This window comes from Rhodovulum sp. FJ3 (assembly GCF_032918305.1).
GTDB lineage: Bacteria > Pseudomonadota > Alphaproteobacteria > Rhodobacterales > Rhodobacteraceae > SAT37.
In genome coordinates, this window is the sequence record NZ_JAWJUU010000001.1 from 95,418 (window position 1) to 116,929 (window position 21,512).

A 21,512-nucleotide genomic window follows, 5' to 3' on the forward strand; every position below is an offset into this window, starting at 1 on the left:
ATCAACAGATACGCGGCAGTTGTTCGCCAACCAGCATATCGACGATGCGCGCGCCCCCGAACAGGGTGCGCATGGTGACGCGACCGGCCTCACCCGCGTGGGCGCGCCCGATCACAACCGCATCGCGGCCTGCATCCGTGGCACGCATCGCGGCCAGTGCGGCGTCGGCCTCATCCGCCGGAACGAAGACAACCAACGTGCCCTCATTCGCCAGATAGAGCGGATCAAGGCCCAGAATTTCGCACACGCCCTTGACCTCGGGCCGTAGGGGCAGTGCGGTTTCCTCAATCTCGATGGCCAGTTTCGCGGCCTCTGCCATCTCGTTCAGGGCCGAGGCCACGCCGCCACGGGTCGCATCGCGCGCCGCGCGGGTGTTCGGTGCGGCGGCCAGAACCGTCTGCATCAGATGGCCCAGACCCTGACAATCCGACACGATATCGGTGCTCAGCGCCATGTCGCCCCGCGCCGCCAGAATGGCCGCCCCGTGATCGCCCAGAACGCCGTTCACAATCGCCACATCACCCGGTTGGATCAGATCGGCAGACAGGTGGACATCGGGCGCAATCACGCCCACACCCGCCGTCGTCACGAACACCTTATCCGCGCTGCCGCGCCCGACGACCTTGGTGTCGCCGGTGACGATACGCACGCCAGCCTTGTCGGCCTCGGCCTTCATGCTGGCGACAATGCGTTCAAGCAAGGCAATCTCGGTGCCCTCTTCGATGATGAACGCCGCCGACAGCCACAGGGGTTTCGCGCCCCCCACGGCCAGATCGTTGACCGTGCCACAGACCGCGATTTTGCCGATGTCGCCACCCGGAAATTCAATCGGATCAACGACAAAGCTATCCGTGGTGAACGCCAGACGCGCGCCCGTCTCCTGAATGGCATCGTTCATCAGACGCGCCTGATCCTCCATCGAGGCGGGTTCGAACACGGATGTGAACACATGTTCAATTAAATCGCGCATCGCCTTGCCCCCGCCCCCATGGGACAGGGTCACCCGTTGATCGCGCAGCTTGGGTCGGGACATCATGTTCATTCCGCCACCTCGGACACGCGCGCGCCACCGTATTGATAATAGGCGGCACAGGCGCCCTCGGAACTGACCATCAGCGCGCCCAGCGGCATTTCCGGCGTACAACCCTTGCCGAATTGCGGACAGGCCACGGGCTTGATCCGGCCGGTCATCACCTGACCACAGGCACAGCCCTCAGGCTCCTCAACATGGCGTGGACCCGCACCATAGCCTATGCCGAACTTCTCCTCGGCGTCATGCGCGCGGTATTTCTCACGAATGCGCAGACCGCTGACGTCGATCTCGCCCAAACCGCGCCATTCAAACGACGGGCGGGTTTCATAGACGTCTTCAATCGCCGCAATCGACACGGGGTTGCCGTGATCGGGCACCACGCGGGAATATTGGTTTTCAATCTCGGCGCGGCCATCGCGGATTTGTTCCAGCACCATCAAAACCGATTGCAACAGGTCCAGCGGCTCAAACCCCGCCACGACCAACGGCTTGCCGTAATCGCGCGCGATGAACTGATAGGGTTCGATCCCGATCACCATCGACACGTGGCCCGGCCCGACAAACCCGTCAAGGATCATATGCGGATCGTCCAGCAGCGCCTTGAGGGGCGGCGGCACCGTGATGTGGTTACAGAAGACGGTGAAATTGGTCAGACCTTCGCGCGCGGCCTGTTGGATCGACAGCGCGGTCGAGGGCGTTGTGGTCTCAAACCCAAGGCCAAAGAACACGACCTCCCGATCGGGATTGCGCCGCGCCAGTTCCAGCGCGTCCAGAGGTGAATAGACCATGCGGATGTCCGCGCCGTCCGCCTTGGCCTGTAGCAGGCTCTTGCGTGTGCCGGGCACGCGCATCGCGTCACCAAAGGTGGTGAAAATCACCTCGGGGCGTTCGGCCAATTGCACGCATTCGTCCACACGGCTGATCGGTAGAACACAGACGGGACAGCCCGGACCGTGAATGAATTCAATGCCTTCGGGCGTCAGTTTGTCCAAGCCATAGCGGAAAATCGCATGCGTGTGCCCGCCGCAGATTTCCATGATGTAGACCGGTTTTTCCTTGGTCGCGCCGATCTGATCGACGACGGCACCGATGCGGTCCAACAGGGCCTTGGCGGCCTTGGGATCGCGAAATTCGTCTGCGTATTTCATGCCTCTGCCCCCTCCTTCATGGCCTCTTGACCGGCGGCCATCGCCTCAAGCTCTTCTTGCACCTCGCCCAACGCATGCAGCGCCTCAAGGGTCGCGGCCGCCTCGTCCTCGTCGATGCGGCTCATGGCGAAACCGACGTGGATCAACGCCCATGCGCCGATCAAATCCGTCAACGGGCCGTCGGCGATACAGGCGACGCTGACCTCGCGGCGCACGCCCGACACGTCGGCCATGGCCATCAGGCGGCTTTCGTCCGTGATTTCAACGATTTGCCCAGGGATGCCCAAACACATGCCTATTCCTCCTCATCATCGGCGCCTGCCGAGGCGCGACTTGGTTCCGCAATGCCATAGCGGTCGATTTTCGCCCGCAGGCCGACCCGCGACAGGCCAAGTTCATTGGCCGCGCGGCTTTTGTTCCATTTCAGACGGGTCAGGGTTTCGCGCAGGATGCGCATCTCGATCTGTTCAACCCGATCCTTCAGCGTCCCCTCACCGACCAGAACGGTGTCCAGACGTTCATCCGTCCCCTCATCCCCCGGTGCGGCCTGTAGGATGTGGCGCGAGATCAGTTCGGGACCCAGAATGCTGGCCTGACTAAAGATCAGCATGCGCACCATCTCGTTTTCCAACTCGCGCAGGTTGCCGGGCCAGTCGTAGTTCTCAAGGAACTTGACCGCATCGTCGGACAGACCATGCACGGGTTTGCCGTGGGTCGAGGCCGCGTCGAACAACAGGCTCTGGGCCAACAAGGGCACATCGCACCGCCGCGCCCGCAGCGAGGGCACCGCCAGAACCGCCATCGACAGCGCATAGTAGAGATCGCTGCGGAACGCTCCGCGCGCGACCTCTAGGCGCAGGTCCTTGGACGAACCGGTCAACAAGCGCACATCGGATCGCAGCACCTCATGCCCGCCGACGGGCCGGAAACTGCCGTCCCGCGCGAAGCGCATCAGCGCCAGTTGCAAGCGCGGGCTGAGGTCCGCGATCCCGTTGATGAACAACGTTCCGCGATCCGCCTTTTGCAGCAACCCGACCTTGTTCGTCTGGATGCCCTGCACCGCCCCGCGCCGCGCGCCGAACAGTTCCAGTTCAAGGATCTCGTCCTCAACCCCGATACAGTTGATCTCGTGAAACGGCCGATCCGAGCGCAACGAGCCGTAATGCATCGCCCGCGCCAGCGCGGTTTTCCCCGTCCCCGGCTCGCCCGAAATCAGGACTGGCACGTCAAAGCTTGCGAATTGGCGGGCCTGCGCGATCACCGCATTCATCGGCGAATTGGGACCGCGCAGCACGTTTTCGAACCCCAAGCCCTCGCGCAGCGCCTTGCGTTGCTCTTCGAGCTTGGTTTCCACGTTGCGCGACAGATACCGCATCTCCAGTGACAGCCGTTCGTGATCGCGGTTCAACCGGAACAGATCGGCCGCGTTTTTCGCCGCCATGACCAGTTGATCGGGATGCCACGGTTTCGTCAGGAACTGATAGATGCCCGCGTCATTGATCGCAGAGATCATATCGCTGGTCTCGGTATAGCCGGTGATGATGACGCGGATGGTTTCGGGCCACCGGTCGCGCACCTCGGTCAGGAATTCGACCCCGCTGCGCCCCGGCATCCGCTGGTCGCAAAAGATCACCTGCACGAAATGCTCTTCCATGATCTTGGTTGCCTCATCCGCGTTCAATGCGGTCAGACAGTCAAAATCATCCTCCAGCGCCATGCGCATCGCCTGCAGCGAATGCGCCTCGTCATCGACCAACAGGATGCTTGGCAACGGGTCGGACATGGTTATTCCGCCGCCTGCGCATTCGATTTCGCCGCAAGGTTCGTGCGCAGCCACGCCAGCCAGTCCTGCATGCCCTCGCCCGTGCGGGCCGAAACGCGGATCACCTCAATCGTGGGGTTCACGCGGCGCAGGTTGGTTTCATAGAGGTCCAGATCAATGTCGCAATGCGGTGCCAGATCGACCTTGTTCAACAGGGCCACCCGCGCGGCGGTGAACATATCGGGGTATTTCAACGGCTTATCTTCGCCCTCGGTCACCGACAGGATCGCGATCTTGCAATCCTCACCCAGATCAAAGGCCGCCGGACAGACAAGGTTGCCGACGTTTTCGATAAACAGGATCGAGCCCGCCTGAAGGTCCAGATGCTCCATCGCGTGGCCGACCATATGGCCGTCCAGATGACAGCCCTTGCCGGTGTTGACCTGAACCGCAGGGGCACCGGTCGCACGGATGCGGTCGGCGTCATTGGCGGTCTGCTGGTCGCCCTCGATCACGGCCAGCGGTTGATCGCCAAGCGCCTCAATCGTTTTGCACAGCAGGGTCGTTTTCCCCGAACCCGGCGAGGACACAAGGTTCACCGCCAGAATGCCACGCCCGCCCAGAACCGCGCGGTTCGCATCGGCATAGCGGTCGTTTTTCGCCAAGATGTCGGTCTCGATCTCAATCAACCGGTCCTGCGTCATACCGGGCACTTCGGTGCCGGCGGGACCTTGGCCGAAATGGATGTCGCCGCCGTGGAGATGGTGGTGATCATGGTGATGATGATGATGCCCGTGGCTATGATCATGGGAATGATCGTGCCCGTGATCATGGTTATGGGCGTTGCCCTCGACGCTTCCGGTTCCGCATCCGCATACAGTGCACATCAGACCACCTCCAAATCTTTGATCCGCATTTCGTCACCGGCGGTCGGCATCAATTTGCCCCCGCCGCAGGTCGGACAGGGATCCAACCTGTCCTGAATTTCCACCTCGGCCACGCAATCATAGCACATGGCCCGCCCCGGCAGGTCGATCATGATCAGCTTGGCCCCCTCGGCCACACTGCCGCGCATGACGACGTCAAAGGCGAATTCCAGCGCGGGTTTTTCCACGCCCGAGAACCGGCCGATTTCCACACGCACGGTCTTGATCGCCTTGATCTCGTGCTTGGCGGCCTGATCCTCGATGACTGTGCGAATACCCTCGCACAGGGACATCTCATGCATCCTCCAACCCCTTTATCGTCAGTGGCACACAGGGATCCATCAGTGCCAGCGCCAGCGGCGCCAGTCCACGTTGCCCATTGGACAGGCTGTCCATGGTCTGATCAATCGCGCCGCCCGTTGCCAGCATATGATCGGTGGGCGTGATGCGCGAAAACGCGGTGACACGCCCACCGTCGGTGCGCGCCCGCACCGCATAAACCCCGCGCGCTGCGGGAACAATTGCCACGCCATCCGCGCCCATGCGCATCACGGGCACCGTGCCAATCAATGCCGATTGCACGTCCAGCACCCGCGCCACGGCCCGCCACAGGGGGGCACGACCGTGCGTCTGCGCAATATGCGTCAGGACCGGATGATCCGCGTGACGCAGCGCGGGGGAATTTTCGACCGCGCCTGTGTCCATGACCGTGGCGTCGGTCACATCATTCAGGCCGCTTACCGCCGCCACACCAGGCGCGAACCGGTCATTGATCGCGCGCAAAACCGGCGCAACCCCTTGATCGGACGCCAGAAACGCCTGAAACCCCGCGACCGTGTCCGGAAACGCCCCCGCATCGCCAAACATGGCACGGCGCGGGGCCTGCATGTCGGGGCGTGTGGGTGTCAGGCCCAGCATCTGCGGCCACATCACACACAGGCGCATCATGCCCTCGCGCAGGATTTCCTCGGCGATGCCATCCATGCTTGCCGGACGATCAAACGCCAGACGCAGCGCGGTTTCCTGCGCCGCGCGGCACAGGTTAAAGATACGGGGCAAGGTCGCGATCACCTCATCCACGTCACGCCCCAGCACCAGCCGTTCAATCGGCACCGGTGCCGGACGCGTGACCGTCAGACGGTCCATCGCGATGGCCTGCCCCGTGGTCATCAGCCCGCCTCGCCCTGCGGTGCGGCCTCTGCCCCCTCGGACAGACCACCGGTGATCACCTGACGGCGCGTCGGGGTGGCGTCGATCGGGGCCTCATCGGCCTCTGCCTCGGCGGCGGCGGCGGCTTCGGCCTCTTCGACGGCGGCGACCTCGGCCTCACGCGTGGCGCGGATATCGGCGCTGCGGTCGGTTTCGGCGCGGTGTTCCTCTTGGAAGAGGGCCACCATCACCGCCGCCGCAACATCCACGGCCTGCGCTTGGGTTTTGAAATCGTTCATCGGCGAGAACAGCGAGCAGGCCTTATAGCCCCCCACCATTTCACGCGAGTTATGGATGAACTCATATTCGCCCGACGGGAAGGACATGTATTCCTTTTCCCCCGCCTTCAGGTCCGACCAATCCTCACCCTCGGCGGGCAGTTGGATCAGGTTCATGAACCATGGCGAAATCAGCACGCCCAACGGACGCCCGTCGACCATCTGAAACCCGACGGCCTGAACGTGCAACAGCTTGTTCACCAAGGGCACATCGCGCATTTTGCCGTGCCAGACCTCATTGAAATCGGAGACCAGCAATTCGGTGCGCCGCTCGATGATCGAGGCCTCAATCACGCTCTGCGCGCCGGGGTCCTCGGACACAAGGAACTGTTCCTTGGGCGCATCGCAATTGGGGCATTTCCAATCGTCAGGCAGGTCCAGAAACGCGGTGCCCGGCAGAACCTGACGGGTGTCATCGCCCTCGGCCGGATCGTAGGGCGTCCAGCAGATTTTGCACTCCATGATGGCCTGTGCGCTGATCTTGTCATTGGCGCCCAGAAACGAGCCCTCAAAGCCGCTCATCGGATGGCCTCCAGAACTTCGACCAGACGCTCACCGCTGTCTTGCAGGTCCTCGCTTGCGGCCTCGACCACGGCAGGCAGGGTGGTGATTTCGAACGTGTCCAAAATCAGCGTGTCCATCGAGTTAAAGAACTGGACCCGCCACACATGATCCAGCGCGGTCGCGGTCACACGGCAGTTGCCATAGCCGCGCGACAGCATCGTGACCGAGCCCTCGCCCAGTGCCTCATCCAGCCAGACCAGATCGGCCTCGGTGTGGGGCAACAGGGTCAGGTTGATCACATGCGCCTCGGCGGAGGGATCAAAGTTCGCGGATTTGTCCAGCATTTCCACCAAAAGGGGCGGTGCGTTCACCACCTGCGCGTTCTTGGGCGCATCGTGGCCTTGGCCCGCGCGCTTGGCGACAAAGGCACGGTCGCGGGACAGTTGCGGCACCGGACCGACCTCAATCGCGTCCATGTCGGCGCTGCTCAGGACCCAGACGCCTGCAAAGACGCTTTCCTGTGCGGCGACGGCGGGGACGCCCTGCATGCGGATCGATACCTCGCCCTGCCCCATGGTTTCGGCGATCAGGGCGCGGTTGGCGGTGTCCAGTTCGCGCAGGTCGAATTGCACGTTCGGCATGCCTTGGGCGACCGACAGACAGGCCGCCGAAATCTCGGCCAGCATCCCCAGCGCGGGCGCCAGTTCGGGCGAGGCCTCGACCTCGGGGATGTGGTGCGAATAGGACCGCATGTCCTGCGGCATTTGCAGATACTGCAGTTCTGCGCCGTCCTCTTCGGGCGGTTGCGAGCCCGGACCATAGCCGGTGGGCGGTAGGTGAAAGTTGCTTACCATCTGTGTTCCCTCTCCCTGATGTGGCGCTTATTCGGCGGCGACGGGCATTGACAGGATTTGCGTGATGCGCGCGACGTATTCGTCCCAGTCGCGCACCTTGGCGATGCCGCTGACGAACTGGCCATCGCGGTAAAACAGCAGGCTGGGGGTTTTCAGAACCTTGACCCCTTCGCGCAGCTTGGTTTCCACGGCGTCACCGGCCACGGCGCAGTCGAACTTGCCCTGAAACGCCATTTTCAGTTCCGGCAGGATCACCGCCACATCGGCGGTTTCCAGATTGCGTGCCGCATCGCCCGGAATGAAAATCACATGGGCGCCGTCGCGGCGGGTGAATTCGGTGATGTCGTTTTCGTTGTCCAGAACCGGCCAGCCGAATTCGGTGGTCAGTCGGTCAATCAATGGGTGTGTCATTGGTTGCGTCTCCCTAATCTGTGTGCTCAGCCGGTGCTGCGCCCTGCGGCGGCAGCGGCGGCGAGATGTGGCGGTAGTTGCGGCCCGCGGGCCTCAAGGTCGGCGAAAGCATCCCCAAGCTCATCGCCCTGCATCAGCGCGCGCAGACCATCCAGCGCCTTGCTGATGTTGTGCGCCTCGGCCTCGGTGATTTCTTCGCGCGCGGCCCCAAGAAACGTCAGAACCCACGCCCCCACCGGCACGGGGCCGGTCAGCGACAGGTCGATCAATTCCTCGGTCCGGCCATCGGTGGCGCGGGCGGCGATCCCGTCCACCGACAGGATCTGCATCGGAACCCCAACGCACATGTCAGGCGCTCTCGGGGAAGAAACGGTCGTCGCCCGTGCGACAGGCCTCTTCCTCGCTGGGACGCCCGTCTTCATAGGCGCTGCGCAGGATCGACGCATCGGCCAGCAGGCTCTGGTCGGCGCGGCCTTCGCTATGCGCCACACCCCAGTCATCAAGAATGCCGAGCGCGACTTTGATCGCGGGATCGATCTGTGCGGCCACGATGTCGCGCAGGCCCCCGCCGTAATCCTCAAGCTCTTCGGGCTGACAGCCGATCAGGACCATGGTTTCGGGGCAATAGCCCATCAGTTGCGCCGTCGCGATCACGTCCTGAAAACCGGTCTGGTGCAGGCTCATCTTTTTGGCGCCCATGAACGAGGGAACCTCGTCGTTGTGCACGATCTTCATCTCGCCCGGTTGCAGGCCGTAATCGACCGCATCGAACACGATCATGCGCGATGCCTCTTCGAGGAAGGGCAGCAGGTACAGCCCCTGTGTCCCCCCATCCAGCAAACGTACATTGTCATCGAAACTGCGCAGTTCGGACAGACGCTCGACGCAACGCACGCCAAAGCCTTCGTCTGCCCACAGGACATTGCCGATCCCAAGGATCAGTGTCTCAGCCATATTTTCCTCCCTACCCGGTCTTTATTTCGGCATGCGGCTTTCCGCATTGGGTACAGAGTGACAATATCCCTGCCAGTTTAGAGCATGACAGAAAATTAACACCTGAGAGTCAGTTTTGGCATGCCTTTGAATACAATGCGTTTTTACCCCTTTTGCGACCTATACGGGCATAGGTATGTGAAAGGATGATAACCACTTTTCCACATTTTCGGAAACCAAAATGACAAAAGGCGCACCGAGCGGTGCGCCTTTTGCCTAATTTAGCGACTGATTCAGTCTTACTCGGGGCTGTCGTCCTTGAACGTCCGGTGACCCGAAATCATGGTCGAAACCATCGACTGACGGCTCATGATGTCCTCGCGGATGGCCGCGTAGATGTGGACGATCATAAAGACCACGATGAACCACATGCCCAGATGGTGGTAGGTGTGCAGGATCTGCGTGTTCCCCACCAAACCGATCAACCAGCCCATGACCTGATCAGGGAGCGAACCCTGACCTGCGCCTTCGGCATAGAGCGCCCAACCGGTCAGCAGCATGAACGTGGTGCCCAACGTCATAAAGAAGAACATCGCGATCTGTGCCAGCGGGTTGTGACCCACGTATTTCTTGGGCTGCTTTTCGATAAACATGTACCAGCGCAGCTCAAAGAACACCTCTTGCCACCAGTGTTTGTTCAGGATCGGAACATAGAACAGCTGGCGCGCGTGGTGGTTGCCGACAAAGGCCCAATAGATACGGGCAAAGAACCCGACCGTCAGGATCTGGGCCGCAGCAAAGTGCGCGAACCGGATATAGCCCATGACGAACTGATGGGTCGCCTCGGCAAAGTTCATGGTGGGCAGCGGGCTGGCGATGAACCACCCCGTTACGCACAGGACCAGAATACAGGCCGCATTCACCCAGTGCCACAGACGGACCGGCCATTCGTAAACGAACACAGAGGTCCGTTTACGGATGCTTTCGATATCGTCCGCCGTTGCGTCACCCGTCAATTGCGCGGTCGGCAGCGGCTCAACACCGGGGTTTGGAACGTGAATCGTGTCCTCGGCCATGGCTCACTCCTTGCGGCGCAGAGTGCGCAGCCCAAAGAGAGCGCCCGCAAGGGCCAGAACGCCAACGCCGTGCAGCGGCGACAACAGCCAGTGCGCAACCCCGTTGCCCAGCACCGGATCATGTCCGGTGTGAGCCATTACGGGAGCGGCGGCCAGCGATGCAAAAGTTACAGCAAACGCAAGTTTCTTCATGGTGGCCTCCTTAGCGCACTTTTACGTTGGACAGCTCTTCACCGTCCGGCGACATCACGTGGGTCGAACAGGCCAAGCAGGGGTCAAAGCTGTGCAGGGTGCGCAGGATTTCGACCGGCTCGTCAGGACGCTCCATCGGGGTGTTCATCAGGCTGGCCTCAAACGCACCGATGTTGCCTTTGGTGTCCCGCGGGCTGCCGTTCCAAGTGGTGGGAACAACGCACTGATAGTTCTCAATGCGGCCGTCCTTGATCTTGATCCAGTGACCCAGAGCACCGCGCGGTGCCTCGGTCATGCCAACGCCCTTGGCTTCTTTCGGCCAGGTCGAGGGATCCCACTTTTCAATGTTGGCGGTGCTTTCGTCGCCGTTCTTGATGTTGGTCACCAGCTTGTCAAAGAAGTGCTTTTGCAAGCGGCCACAGTATTCGCTCTCCAATGCACGCGCAGCCGTCCGGCCCAGCGTCGAGAACAGCGCATCAACGGGCAGGTTCATGCGGCCAAGGAAGCCGTCGACCTGATCCTTGATGTCTTCGTGACCTTTGGCATAGCCCACGATGTAGCGGGCCAGCGGGCCAACTTCCATCGCGTTCCCACGCCAGCGCGGTGCCTTGATCCAAGAGTATTTCGCGGCTTCGTCCAGCTCTTTGATGTTGGTCTTGGTGCCTTTGGCGTTCGGACCCAGTTCAAAGTTCGGCTCGGTGATACCATCCCACGGGTGCAGACCCTTGCCAGCCTCACCATAGGTGTACCACGAGTGATCCACGTATTCCTGAACCTGCTCGGGGTCGCGCGGATCAACATCGTGAACTTCGTTCATGTTGCCGTTGATGATCGCGCCACGCGGCAGGTGCAGCTGCTCGGGGCTAAAGTCGTTCGGGTTCTCGGGGATATCGCCATAGGCAAGACATGCCTTGGACGACAGACCGCCCCCATAGAGCCAGTTCTTGTAGAAGCTGCCGATGGCGGCAACGTCGGGCAGGTACACGTTCTTGTTGAACTCGATACATTTGTCGATGATCGAGCTGACAAGGTTCAGGCGTTCCATGTTGATCGCGCCAACCGCACCGGTCGAGTGCACGTTGATCGGGCACGGAACACCGCCCACCAGCCAGTTCGGGTGCGGGTTCTTACCGCCAAAGATCGTGTGGACCTTGACGATTTCTTTTTGCAGATCCAGCGCCTCAAGATAGTGGGTCGTCGCCATCAGGTCCGCCTCGGGCGGCAACAGATAGGCGGGGTTGTCCCAATAGCCGTTCTTGAACAGGCCCAGCTGACCGCTCTCGACGAATTTCTTCAGACGGTTTTGCACGTCACGGAAATACCCCGGCGAGCTGAGCGGGTGGTTCGGGCTGACCTTTTGCTGCAGTTCCGAGGTCGCCTTGGGGTCAGCGCGCAGAGCGTTGACCGGGTTCACCCAGTCCAGAGCGTGCAGGTGATAGAAATGCACGACGTGATCGTGGATTTCGAGGTTCAGCTGCATCATGTTCCGGATGCTGTTGGCGTTGTCGGGAATGGTGATCCCCAACGCGTCCTCAACCGCACGAACCGAGGTCAGAGCGTGCGTACCGGTGCAAACGCCACAGATGCGCTCGGTAAAGGCCCAAGCATCACGCGGGTCACGACCCTTGAGGATCACCTCAAGACCGCGCCACATCGTGCCGGTCGAAACCGCGTTACGGATCACGTTGTTCTCGTCAACGTTCACTTCGCAACGCATGTGCCCCTCGATACGGGTCACGGGGTCAACGACGATACGTCGGCCCGTGTTGTCGAGGTCAAAGCCGTTCGGCGTTACTGTCATGGCTTATGCCTCCTCTTTGCTCGGCGCGGATTGTGTTTTCTTTTGCGCCGCCTTCAGCGCGGATACGGCGGCATGTGCGGCCACACCGGCCCCCACGACACCAGCGGCAGCAAGGCCGACCTCATCCGCGTTTTTCTCGACCCCGAATTGGGTCAGATCGGTCACCCGATCATAGAAGCTGCCCTGATCCCAGAACCCGTCTTCGGAACAGCCGATACAGCCGTGGCCCGATTGGATGGGGAAGGACACGCCTTCGTTCCAGCGTACGGTCGAACAGGCGTTGTACGTGGTCGGGCCCTTACAGCCCATCTTGTACAGGCAGTAGCCTTTGCGCGCGTTCTCGTCGTCCCATGCCTCGACGAACTGACCGGCGTCAAAGTGCGGACGGCGGTAGCATTTGTCGTGGATACGCTGGGAATAGAACATCGCCGGACGGCCCTGACGGTCCAGTTCGGGCAGACGGTCAAACGTCAGCATATAGGTGATCACGCCGGTCATCACCTCGGCGATCGGCGGACAGCCAGGCACCTTGATGATCGGTTTGTCGGTGATGACCTTGTGCACGGGCGTGGCTTGGGTCGGGTTCGGCTTGGCGGCCTGAACACAGCCATAGGACGCACAGGCCCCCCAGCTGATGATCGCCTTGGCGTCTTTGGCCGCATGGCGCAGCTTTTCGACAAAGGGCTTACCGCCGGTGATGCAGAACATCCCGTCTTCGTTCAGGGGCGGGTTGCCCTCAACGGCGAGGATGTAGTTGCCTTTGTATTTCTCGATGGTCTCTTCAAACGCGGCCTCGGCAGCGTGACCAGCAGCGGCCATCAGAGTGTCATCGTAATCAAGGCTGATCATCGACAGAACCACATCCTTGGCCAGCGGGTGGGCCGAGCGGATAAAGCTCTCGGAACAACAGGTACATTCCAGACCATGGACCCAGATCACCGGCGTACGCGGCTTGGTTTCCATGGCATGGGCAATTTTCGGCACAAAGCTGGGCGAAAGGCCCAGAGCTGCCGCTGTCAGCGAACAGTATTTCATGAAGCTGCGACGGGTGATCCCCTGGCGTCGCATGACATCATAGAAGGTTTCAATCTGGCTCAATGCTGGCCCTCCCCAATGCGGTTTCCCGTTCGGGATGCAAATGCATACATCCGTACAGGATGCAGTAAGCCACCGGAGCGCCCTGAATCGCAAAACTATGATGCAAGTTTTGGCGAAATTAAAATTGGTCTTTAAATCAGGATGTTACGGGGATTTCAGACAGCCTGACGCGGATGTGACCGGATGGGTTGCAACCGGCTTTGCACCCTTGTGGTCAATGGCTTTTCACCTGCGACAAATACTGCACTGCGGCAATTGCGCCGGACCCTCGCGTGGTTCGTTTGCGACGCCTAAAGGCACCGCGCCGCCGCGATCACCGCCTGCCCAAGGGCCAAACTACCATCATTGGCGGGCGTTTTTTCATGGAGCATGACGATGGTGTCCGACATGGCTTCAATCACCATATTCAACAGCACCCTGTTCTGGAAACACCCGCCCGACAGAACAACCGCTTCGGCCCTGCTGCTGACCAACGCTCTCAGGGCGGCAACCCCAAAACCCCGCGCCACCCACAGATGAAACGCATAGGCCAGATCGGCGTCCTTGGCCCCCGCCGCGCGCTGGGTCACGATGTGGCGGATCATCTCGGACGGATACAACCCCTCAAAGGGCGTCGCGACACGCCTGAGATCGGATGAGCGCGCCAGCGCCTCCAGACGCATCGCCGCCTCCCCCTCATAACTCTGCCCATCGGGACAAATCCCAAGGATCGCCGCAACTGCATCAAACAACCGCCCCACACTCGACGACATCGGCGCATTCACACCCCGCTCTGCCGCCATCCGCGCCATGGCCAGCGGTTTATCCCCGAACAACCGGTCGGCCTCCTGCGCCAGACCCGCCTGATCCAACCGCGCCAGCGCATTGCGCCACGGCTCGCGCGCGGCCATATCCCCCCCGATCAGGGGCGCAGGTTTCAAATACTCAAACCGGTCAAACCCGTGGTAATCGCCGATCAGAACCTCGCCCCCCCACAGGGTTCCATCCGCGCCCAAACCGGTCCCGTCGAGGATCAGCCCGACCACCTTGCCGCCATCTAGGGGCCAGCCTTTCTCTGCCATACAGGCCGCCAGATGCGCATGGTGATGCTGCACCTCTTCCAGCCGCAAACCCTCCCGATCCGCCCGCGCCCGCCCGTGCTTGGTCGCGCGGTATTCGGGGTGCAGATCGACCGCCACAACCTCGGGCCGGTGATCGAACAGGGCCGCGTAATCCGCATCCGCCTCGAGAAAGGCATCCCACGTCAGGGCCTCATCCAGCTCGCCCAGATGATGCCCCAGCAACGCCTGCCCGTTCTTGATCAGACAGATCGCCGATTTCATCTGCCCGCCATAGGCCACCACCTGCGGTGCGCCCTCAAACCCCGGGGGCAGCGGGATCGTCCCCGGCACCTGCCCCCGCGCACGACGGAGCACCATCCGCCCCCACCGCATCAGGCCCTCGACACTATCATCCAACCGGCGCGCAATATCGCGGTCGTGCATGACGAACCCGTCGACAATCGGGGCCAGCTTCTCGCGCGCCTCTTGGTTGCCGATCACCTGCGGCTCGCCCGACAGATTGCCCGAGGTCATCACCAACGGCCCGCCCACGGCACGGATCAACAGATGGTGCAGCGGCGTATAGGGCAGCATCCACCCCACCATCCCCTGCCCCGGCGCGATCCCGTCTGGCAGGCGCGCCTCGCCCTCCTCCAGCACCACAATCGGCGCCGCCGGATCGCAAAGCGCCTCCCGGCCCCAGGCATTTATCAGCGCATAGCGCTCAATCGTCTCCATTTCCGCCATGACGGCCAAGGGCTTTGCGGGCCGGTGCTTGCGCGCCCGCAACGTGGCAATCGCCTCGGCGTTCAGCGCATCACAGACCAGATGAAACCCGCCGATCCCCTTGACGGCCAAGATCTGTCCCGCCCGCAACCGCGCCGCCGCCTCGGCAATCGGATCATCCCCGCCCTCGGGCTCCACCCAAACACGCGGACCACACTCGGCACAGGCCACGGGTTGTGCATGGAACCGTCGGTCGGCGGGATCCTCATACTCCGCACGGCACGCCTCACACATGGGAAAGCGCGCCATACTGGTCATCGCCCGATCATAGGGTAGACCCGAAATGATCGAAAACCGCGGGCCACAATGGGTGCAATTGGCAAACGGGTACCCAAACCGGCGATCACCGGCATCCATCACCTCGCCCAAACAGGCCTCGCACACCGCCGCATCCGGCGTCACCCGCGTCTCTGCCCCCGCGCCGCCACTGGCGACAATCTCGAACGGCCCCGCGAACGCGCCCTCTACCTCGACCACCTCAACCGCATCCACCCGCGCCAAGGGCGGCGCCTCAGCGGTAATCGCCACAATAAACGCATCGACCTGTCCGCCAGAGGCCCCGATCAACACCCCCTCGGCGTCATTCTTGACCCAACCGGACACCCCGAACCGGCGCGCAATCCCCCAGACAAAGGGGCGAAAGCCCACGCCCTGCACCTGCCCGCGCACACGGATTTCCACGGCCCCGCTCATCCGCGCGCCTCTTCAGCTTGGTCAAAATACTCGGGGGGGGGCCGCAGGCGGGGGGCAGCGCCCCCCAGCACGACCAGACAAACGCGCACCGCCATCAATGCACCGTACAAACCATACAGGGGTCGAAACTGCGCACGATGTGCTGAACCGACAGGGGGGTATCTTCGCCCTCTTGCACCACCGCCCCAACCAAGGCCGCCTCGACCGGCCCCGCCACACCACCCGCATCGCGGGGGCTGAAATTCCACGTGGTGGGCGCAACGATCTGATAGCTGCTGATGACACCGCCCTCGATCCGGATCCAATGCCCCAGCGCCCCGCGCGCTGCCTCGACCAGACCGACGCCTTCGCCCTCACGGGGCAATTCGACCCGATCCATGAACCGCGCCTCGGGGTGGATGTCGGCCAACAGGCGCTCCATCTCGATCTGTGTCAGGGCCAGCTCCAACAACCGCCCGCCAACACGTCCGACCACCCCGCCGCGCCGCGCAAGGTCGCGGGCCAGCGGATGACCGACCACAACCTGCCGCGCCAGCGCGCCGGTCTCAAACACCTGCCCGTTCAGGCGCGGCGCCTTGCACCAGCTATAGGCGTCCTCGCGCATGTCCTCATCGGGCAATGTCTCGCCCCGTTCGGGATGGGCGCCCTCGCCCAGAACCCATGCGTGGCTGTGATCCTCAACCATGCCCGTCAGGTCCAGCGGCGACAAAACACCGTTGTCCCATTGCCCCGAGGCAAACAGCGGCCCGTCATTGGTCGGATAGGCCCCGAAGGACAGATACCGCCCCTGCCCGCATCCATAGTCAGCCAGACCCAAATCCCGCGCGACCGTGGCAAACAGACCCGCATCGCCACGATCCCAGTTCAGGAACGCCTCTTCCGAGCTCAGGGCGGCAAACTCCTCAACCCCCGCGCCGAACACGGTGTCCTCCAGATACCGGCGGAATGCGCGCAGGCTGGCCCCGATGCGTACCTTGTCGCGCGCGCTCGGGGCGCGGGTCACGCCGCCTGGCTGAATGGCCAAGGTATGGGGCCACTTACCGCCCAGCATCCCGACAATATGCAACAGTTGCGCGCGCGCCTCGGTCGCTTGGCGCAGGGCCGAGCCCTCAATCGCCGTGAACCGGCGCACCACCTGATCGTGCCACGCGCGCCCCTGATAGCCTATGCGCGCGAAATCGGGCATGAAGAACAGGTTGAAATGCACCAGATGGTCGGACACGTTTTCAACCGCGTGCAACAAGGCCGCCACCCGCGCCCCGTCGGGCGGGGGCATCACACCGGCGGCGTCGGCCAAGGCACGCGCGGCGGCGGCGGATTGGCTGATCGAGCAAATCCCGCAAATGCGCGGCGTAATGGTCAGCGCATCGCGCGGCCCCTTGCCCAGCAACATCCGCTCAAACCCGCGAAACAGGGGCGAATTCACAAAGGCCGAGGCCACGCGCCCCTCGGCCACATCCAGACGGATTTCCAGATCGCCCTCAACACGGTTAAAGGGTCCGACCAGCAGCTGGGTTTCGCTCATGACTTGGGCTTTCGCAAGGTGGGGGGCACCGAAATGCGGTCGGCAGTGGCGTTGACGCCGATCCGGTGGGGTGTTGCGGCCTTGGACAGGCTGGCCAGCGTCATGAACCATGCCTTGGGCATGTCGGACGGCAGCCCCACGGGGATGCCCGCGAATTTCGGCGTTTCTGTAAACCCGTGGCCGGGTTCCTCAAATTCAGGCGCGGTACAGTTGATGCAGGGGTATCCGGCGCGGGTGCAACTGCCCTCGCCGTTCCATGTGCGGATGTTGCAATCGCCCACGGCTTGGGTCCCGACACAGCCCAGATGCTCCATCATACAGCCCATTTCGGACAGGTTGGTCGCGCTGGCCTTATATTCATAGAACTCGTTTTTCGGACAGGCGTGATGGACCAGATGATCGGCGTAAAACCGTGGCCGCCCATAGCCGTCCAGTGCGTCTGGCGTCATCTCACCGGCGGCCAGCAACATCAACGTCTCGGTCACCCAATCGGGATGCGTGGGACAGCCCGCGACGTTGATCACCGGCATCCCGCCCGTGGACAGGAATTCAGCGGGCAAGGCCCCGCCCCGATGCGCGCCGTCATATTGCACGCCAATCGCGTCCGACGGATTTTCCCCCGCCGAAGTCACGCCGCCATAGGTCGCGCAGGTGCCCACGGCCACCACATATTTCGCCCGTTTGGACAGGGCCCGCACCCAGTCCAGCATGGACCGTCCGGTCCCCGCAAGGATGTGATAGCGCCCCGTCCCGTTCGGCCCGCGCACGATAGACCCCTCGATGCACAGGATGTCGAGCTCTTGCTCGCCCGCCTCGATCGCCTCGAGCATCCGGCGCACCGGCGCGCCGGTCATTTCACTGAGGGACGGATGCCACAGGAACGACAACCCCGCCCCGTCCAACAGGTCCATCACGTTCGGGTCCTCGGCACAGAGCAGCGACATCGTACACCCGCCACAGCCCGCCGATTGCAGCCACAGAATATTCATCGCACGGCTCCCGTAGCAGGGTCCGCATCAGGTCCCGCATTCGGCAAGACCATCCGGAAACAGGCCCCGCCCAAACGGCCGCCTTCGCCCAGTGACAGGGTGCCGCCGTGCTCTTCAACGATCTTGTGTGAAATGGACAATCCCAAACCGGTCCCCTTGCCGACGTCCTTGGTGGTGAAAAACGGATCAAAGATAGTCGTCGCGATCTCGGGCGGAACACCGGGCCCGTTGTCGCAGACCGTCACAATCGCCTGATCGCCCGCCGTTTCAAAGGTGATATCGACCGCCGGACTATCCTGACCCTGCATCGCGTCGACCGCGTTTTGAACAAGGTTCATGATAACCTGTTGAATATGGCCCGGACGCCCGAACACCATGCATTCCGCGTCCCCGTGATAGGACAGGTCGAACTCGGATTTCTCACCCCGCGCGACCCAGTTGGTGGCGATCTGGGCGACCTTGGCGATGTCAAAGCGCGACATCTCTCCCGCGCCCTCGGCGGAGAGACGGCGCAGGTCCTCAACAATATCACGCACGCGTTCCGCCCCGTCGCGCGCGCCTTCAATCGCCAGACGCATGTTTTTCAATTCGCGGTCCAGTTTCAATGACTTACGCAGTTCAATCAGGTCCTGTCGCGAGGCGCCTTTTTGCACCTTGTCGAAATAGGTTTCAAACCGCGAGGCGTATTTTTCCATCGCATGGGCGTTGGCGTAGACAAAGCTGATCGGGTTGTTCAACTCATGCGCCACACCGGCCAACAGACGCCCGAGCGAGGCCAGCTTTTCGTTGCGGACCAGATGGATTTGCGTGGCCTTGAGAGCGTCGTGGCTTTGGGCCAGTTCGGAATAGGCGCGGCGCAGTTCGCCCATGGGCCGACCGGTCAGAACCGCGCCCGTCGGTTTGCGCCGCCGGTCCAGACGGGGCGAGACGCGGATTTCCACCGCCTCGGGGCCGTTTGGCGTGGTCAACTCGGCCTCGACCGTGACCTCATGGCGTTCCTGGATGGCGCGGCCAAGGGCCTGCATCAGGCGCTCTTGCTCGGCCCCCTCGAAAAAGGCCGAGATCGGACAGCCGGTCAGATGCGCGACATCCAGTTCCAGCGCGCGGCACAGCGAAGTGCTTGCATCCGCAATCGACCCGTCCTTGTCCACGACCACCAAAAAGTCGCTGATCGAGCCCATGATCGACGCAGTAAAGGTGCGCAGCGCCTGCAGTTCGATATTCTGCGCCTCTAGCCGTTCCTGATAATCCACCAGTTCGGCGTAGGTCTTGTCCACGGCCTGTAGAACGTCGCCCCAAACGGTGTCGTCCATATCGCCGGTCATGCCGGTAAAGGGATTGTCGAATTTGGGCTGCATGGTGGTCCTCTTTCGGGGATGATAGCGGGCAATCCCGCCCCCGAAAAGGGGCCGCTTAGGGGGCGGACAAAACGCGCGGCTCGGGGGCGAATTTGGTGCGCGCCATCTGGCGGCCATCGGCCGCGCTTACGGCATAGAACCGCACCCGATCGCCCGCCCGCATCAGGATCGGGTCGTCGCGGGTTTGATCCAGCAGACAAACCGGCGTCTGCCCGATATAGCGCCACCCCGACGGGCCCGCCGCCGATGTGACCGCCGCCTGCCGCCCGCCAATGCCGACCGCGCCTGCCTCGACCCGCGGACGGGGCACCGCCAGACGCGGCGCGTGCAGAACCTCGGGCAGACCGCCGAGATAGGCAAATCCGGGCGCGCCGCCCGCCATATAAACGCTGTAAGTCGCGCTGGCATGCAGGGTGATCAGCGCGTCACGCGACATGCGTTTGGCATGCGCCAGCGCGTCCAGATCGACACCGACATCGCCCCCGTAGACCACCGGAATATCCCACATCCGCCCGATCAATGCCTGATCCGGCAGATCGGCAAACCGGTCCTCCAGTCCCGCGCGCACATGGGCAAAGGGCACCGTTTGCGGGTCATAAATCACCAAGAGCGCGTCACAGGTCGGCACGGTTTCGACAACACCGTTCAGGGGGTCCTCGCGCAGGCTCTGGGCCAGTGCGATGATCTTGTCACCGGCAAGCGCGGGACCGTTCGCGGCCACCCGCAGCGACAGGGCGCGGTCCCCACAGGGATGGACGAGCAAAGCAGCTTGGGTCACGGTCACCTCGGTCTAAACTAGGACCTTAGTATTACGACCCTGCCCCCACCGCGCAAGGCGCTCAGGGCGAACCTATCCTATTGAGATCAACCGTAAACATTTGCGCAACCGATTTCGCACCGAACCGTGCATCCGTATATGTCGCGCCGCCCTTGCGGGGCCTCAGCCGTCCAGCGCGGCAAGCAGCGCCTCTAGCTGATCCAGCAGGGCCTCGATGTTGTCCACGCCGATTTTAGCCTCGATATCCGCATAGATTTGCGCGCTTTCGGGGGCGATTTTGTGGATAAAGGCGCGCCCCTCATCGGTCAGGTGAACCAGTGTCCGCCGCCCGTCGTTTTCGTCGCGAACACCTTGAATAAACCCGCGTTTTTCCAGCGCCCGCATGATCCGCGTCAGGGACGGCGCAAGGATCGAGGCCTGTTCGGCAAGGTAACTTGCATCGACCTGATCCACCTCTTCCAGAACACGGATCACGCGCCATTGCTGTTCAGTGATATCATGCGCGGCCAAGAGCGGGCGAAAGTTTTCCATCACCGCCTCACGCGCGCGCAACAGCAAAATCGGCAGCGTGCGCCGCGTCTGCGCAAGGCCAAAACCGTCCTGTGCCTTGGGGCGTGTCATGGGGCTCTCCTCTTGTCTCTTTTTCCATGGCGGCAAATCGGGCCTGTTGACAAGGCAATTTAAACTTAACATGTTAATGAAGCACGGAGGAGGGATTCGTGCCACATCTCGCGATTGAATATTCGGCAGGCCTGACGGCGCGTGCCGACATGAAGAGCATCTGTAAGGCGCTTTATGACGCCATGCTGCGCGCGGGGATTTTCCCCAAGGCCGGCATCCGCGTGCGCGCCTATCAGGCCGATGTCGCGATTGTGGGCGACGCCCTGCCCGAGAACGATTTCATGGCCATGACCCTGTCGGTCGGCGCAGGACGCAGCACCGAGGACCTACGCACGGCGGGCGACCTGATCTTTGCCGCCGCGCAAGAGGCCCTGAGCGGACCACTGGCCACACCCCATTTCGCACTGTCGCTGGAGATCAGGGTGATCAACCCCGACCTCAGCTGGAAAGACACCCCCATTCACACCCGCCTGTCGGGCCAGACGTGAAGGAACCAC

The 21,512-nt window shown here is 62.3% G+C and carries 23 protein-coding genes; 1 reads left to right on the top strand and 22 read right to left on the bottom strand.

What is annotated here, in order from left to right; translation table 11 throughout:
• Nucleotide 1: 1 nt before the first annotated feature.
• The 22 genes from hypE to hpaR all read right to left on the bottom strand — a co-directional run bounded on the left by hypE (nucleotide 2) and on the right by hpaR (nucleotide 21,015).
• On the bottom strand, nucleotides 2-1,042 hold the full coding sequence (gene hypE / locus R1W00_RS00390; protein WP_317260733.1) for a hydrogenase expression/formation protein HypE: 1,041 nt from the start codon (nucleotides 1,040-1,042) through the stop codon (nucleotides 2-4).
• Nucleotides 1,039-2,181 carry a hydrogenase formation protein HypD gene (hypD, locus tag R1W00_RS00395; RefSeq protein WP_317260734.1) on the bottom strand — a complete coding sequence of 381 codons (1,143 nt, stop codon included), beginning with the start codon at nucleotides 2,179-2,181 and terminating at the stop codon, nucleotides 1,039-1,041. Before hypD ends, hypE begins: the two co-directional genes overlap by 4 nt.
• On the bottom strand, nucleotides 2,178-2,474 hold the full coding sequence (locus tag R1W00_RS00400) for a HypC/HybG/HupF family hydrogenase formation chaperone (RefSeq protein ID WP_317260735.1): 297 nt from the start codon (nucleotides 2,472-2,474) through the stop codon (nucleotides 2,178-2,180). Before R1W00_RS00400 ends, hypD begins: the two co-directional genes overlap by 4 nt.
• Before the next feature lie 2 nt (nucleotides 2,475-2,476).
• Nucleotides 2,477-3,964, bottom strand: a complete 1,488-nt coding sequence (locus tag R1W00_RS00405; protein WP_317260736.1) for a sigma-54 dependent transcriptional regulator — start codon at nucleotides 3,962-3,964, stop codon at nucleotides 2,477-2,479.
• Nucleotides 3,965-3,966: 2 nt separating this feature from the next.
• Complete coding sequence (gene hypB, locus R1W00_RS00410; RefSeq protein WP_317260737.1) at nucleotides 3,967-4,830, bottom strand: hydrogenase nickel incorporation protein HypB; 864 nt, start codon at nucleotides 4,828-4,830, stop codon at nucleotides 3,967-3,969.
• On the bottom strand, nucleotides 4,830-5,171 hold the full coding sequence (gene hypA / locus R1W00_RS00415) for a hydrogenase maturation nickel metallochaperone HypA (protein ID WP_317260738.1): 342 nt from the start codon (nucleotides 5,169-5,171) through the stop codon (nucleotides 4,830-4,832). Before hypA ends, hypB begins: the two co-directional genes overlap by 1 nt.
• Nucleotides 5,164-6,039 carry a hydrogenase expression/formation protein HupK gene (locus R1W00_RS00420; RefSeq protein ID WP_317260739.1) on the bottom strand — a complete coding sequence of 292 codons (876 nt, stop codon included), beginning with the start codon at nucleotides 6,037-6,039 and terminating at the stop codon, nucleotides 5,164-5,166. Before R1W00_RS00420 ends, hypA begins: the two co-directional genes overlap by 8 nt.
• The gene (gene hybE, locus R1W00_RS00425) at nucleotides 6,039-6,878 is read right to left on the bottom strand and encodes a [NiFe]-hydrogenase assembly chaperone HybE (protein ID WP_317260740.1); all 840 of its coding nucleotides are present in this window, start codon (nucleotides 6,876-6,878) and stop codon (nucleotides 6,039-6,041) included. Before hybE ends, R1W00_RS00420 begins: the two co-directional genes overlap by 1 nt.
• Nucleotides 6,875-7,714: a hydrogenase expression/formation protein gene (locus R1W00_RS00430; protein WP_317260741.1), complete on the bottom strand. Its 840-nt coding sequence runs from the start codon at nucleotides 7,712-7,714 to the stop codon at nucleotides 6,875-6,877. Before R1W00_RS00430 ends, hybE begins: the two co-directional genes overlap by 4 nt.
• A gap of 27 nt (nucleotides 7,715-7,741) precedes the next feature.
• Nucleotides 7,742-8,125 carry a hydrogenase accessory protein gene (locus tag R1W00_RS00435; RefSeq protein ID WP_317260742.1) on the bottom strand — a complete coding sequence of 128 codons (384 nt, stop codon included), beginning with the start codon at nucleotides 8,123-8,125 and terminating at the stop codon, nucleotides 7,742-7,744.
• Between the two features lie 26 nt (nucleotides 8,126-8,151).
• Nucleotides 8,152-8,472, bottom strand: a complete 321-nt coding sequence (locus tag R1W00_RS00440; protein ID WP_317260743.1) for a HypC/HybG/HupF family hydrogenase formation chaperone — start codon at nucleotides 8,470-8,472, stop codon at nucleotides 8,152-8,154.
• Between the two features lies 1 nt (nucleotide 8,473).
• Nucleotides 8,474-9,079 carry a HyaD/HybD family hydrogenase maturation endopeptidase gene (locus R1W00_RS00445; protein ID WP_317260744.1) on the bottom strand — a complete coding sequence of 202 codons (606 nt, stop codon included), beginning with the start codon at nucleotides 9,077-9,079 and terminating at the stop codon, nucleotides 8,474-8,476.
• A gap of 278 nt (nucleotides 9,080-9,357) precedes the next feature.
• Nucleotides 9,358-10,134: a Ni/Fe-hydrogenase, b-type cytochrome subunit gene (gene cybH / locus R1W00_RS00450; protein WP_317260745.1), complete on the bottom strand. Its 777-nt coding sequence runs from the start codon at nucleotides 10,132-10,134 to the stop codon at nucleotides 9,358-9,360.
• Nucleotides 10,135-10,137: 3 nt separating this feature from the next.
• Nucleotides 10,138-10,326, bottom strand: a complete 189-nt coding sequence (locus R1W00_RS00455; RefSeq protein ID WP_317260746.1) for a hypothetical protein — start codon at nucleotides 10,324-10,326, stop codon at nucleotides 10,138-10,140.
• A gap of 10 nt (nucleotides 10,327-10,336) precedes the next feature.
• On the bottom strand, nucleotides 10,337-12,127 hold the full coding sequence (locus R1W00_RS00460) for a nickel-dependent hydrogenase large subunit (RefSeq protein ID WP_317260747.1): 1,791 nt from the start codon (nucleotides 12,125-12,127) through the stop codon (nucleotides 10,337-10,339).
• A gap of 3 nt (nucleotides 12,128-12,130) precedes the next feature.
• Complete coding sequence (locus R1W00_RS00465; RefSeq protein ID WP_317260748.1) at nucleotides 12,131-13,225, bottom strand: hydrogenase small subunit; 1,095 nt, start codon at nucleotides 13,223-13,225, stop codon at nucleotides 12,131-12,133.
• A gap of 290 nt (nucleotides 13,226-13,515) precedes the next feature.
• Entirely contained in the window at nucleotides 13,516-15,744 is a 2,229-nt protein-coding gene (gene hypF, locus R1W00_RS00470; RefSeq protein ID WP_317260749.1) for a carbamoyltransferase HypF, read from the bottom strand.
• Between the two features lie 94 nt (nucleotides 15,745-15,838).
• Nucleotides 15,839-17,269 carry a nickel-dependent hydrogenase large subunit gene (locus R1W00_RS00475; protein ID WP_317260750.1) on the bottom strand — a complete coding sequence of 477 codons (1,431 nt, stop codon included), beginning with the start codon at nucleotides 17,267-17,269 and terminating at the stop codon, nucleotides 15,839-15,841.
• Nucleotides 17,266-18,258 carry a HupU protein gene (locus tag R1W00_RS00480; RefSeq protein WP_317260751.1) on the bottom strand — a complete coding sequence of 331 codons (993 nt, stop codon included), beginning with the start codon at nucleotides 18,256-18,258 and terminating at the stop codon, nucleotides 17,266-17,268. The genes R1W00_RS00475 and R1W00_RS00480 overlap by 4 nt, the downstream gene beginning before the upstream one ends.
• Nucleotides 18,255-19,616: a sensor histidine kinase gene (locus tag R1W00_RS00485; RefSeq protein WP_317260752.1), complete on the bottom strand. Its 1,362-nt coding sequence runs from the start codon at nucleotides 19,614-19,616 to the stop codon at nucleotides 18,255-18,257. The genes R1W00_RS00480 and R1W00_RS00485 overlap by 4 nt, the downstream gene beginning before the upstream one ends.
• Nucleotides 19,617-19,671: 55 nt before the next feature.
• The gene (gene pxpB / locus R1W00_RS00490; protein ID WP_317260753.1) at nucleotides 19,672-20,394 is read right to left on the bottom strand and encodes a 5-oxoprolinase subunit PxpB; all 723 of its coding nucleotides are present in this window, start codon (nucleotides 20,392-20,394) and stop codon (nucleotides 19,672-19,674) included.
• A 162-nt stretch (nucleotides 20,395-20,556) separates the two neighbouring features.
• Nucleotides 20,557-21,015: a homoprotocatechuate degradation operon regulator HpaR gene (gene hpaR, locus R1W00_RS00495; RefSeq protein WP_317260754.1), complete on the bottom strand. Its 459-nt coding sequence runs from the start codon at nucleotides 21,013-21,015 to the stop codon at nucleotides 20,557-20,559.
• A gap of 98 nt (nucleotides 21,016-21,113) precedes the next feature.
• On the opposite strand from hpaR, the gene R1W00_RS00500 reads away from it, so the two are divergent.
• Nucleotides 21,114-21,503: a 5-carboxymethyl-2-hydroxymuconate Delta-isomerase gene (locus tag R1W00_RS00500; RefSeq protein WP_317260755.1), complete on the top strand. Its 390-nt coding sequence runs from the start codon at nucleotides 21,114-21,116 to the stop codon at nucleotides 21,501-21,503.
• Nucleotides 21,504-21,512: the final 9 nt, after the last annotated feature.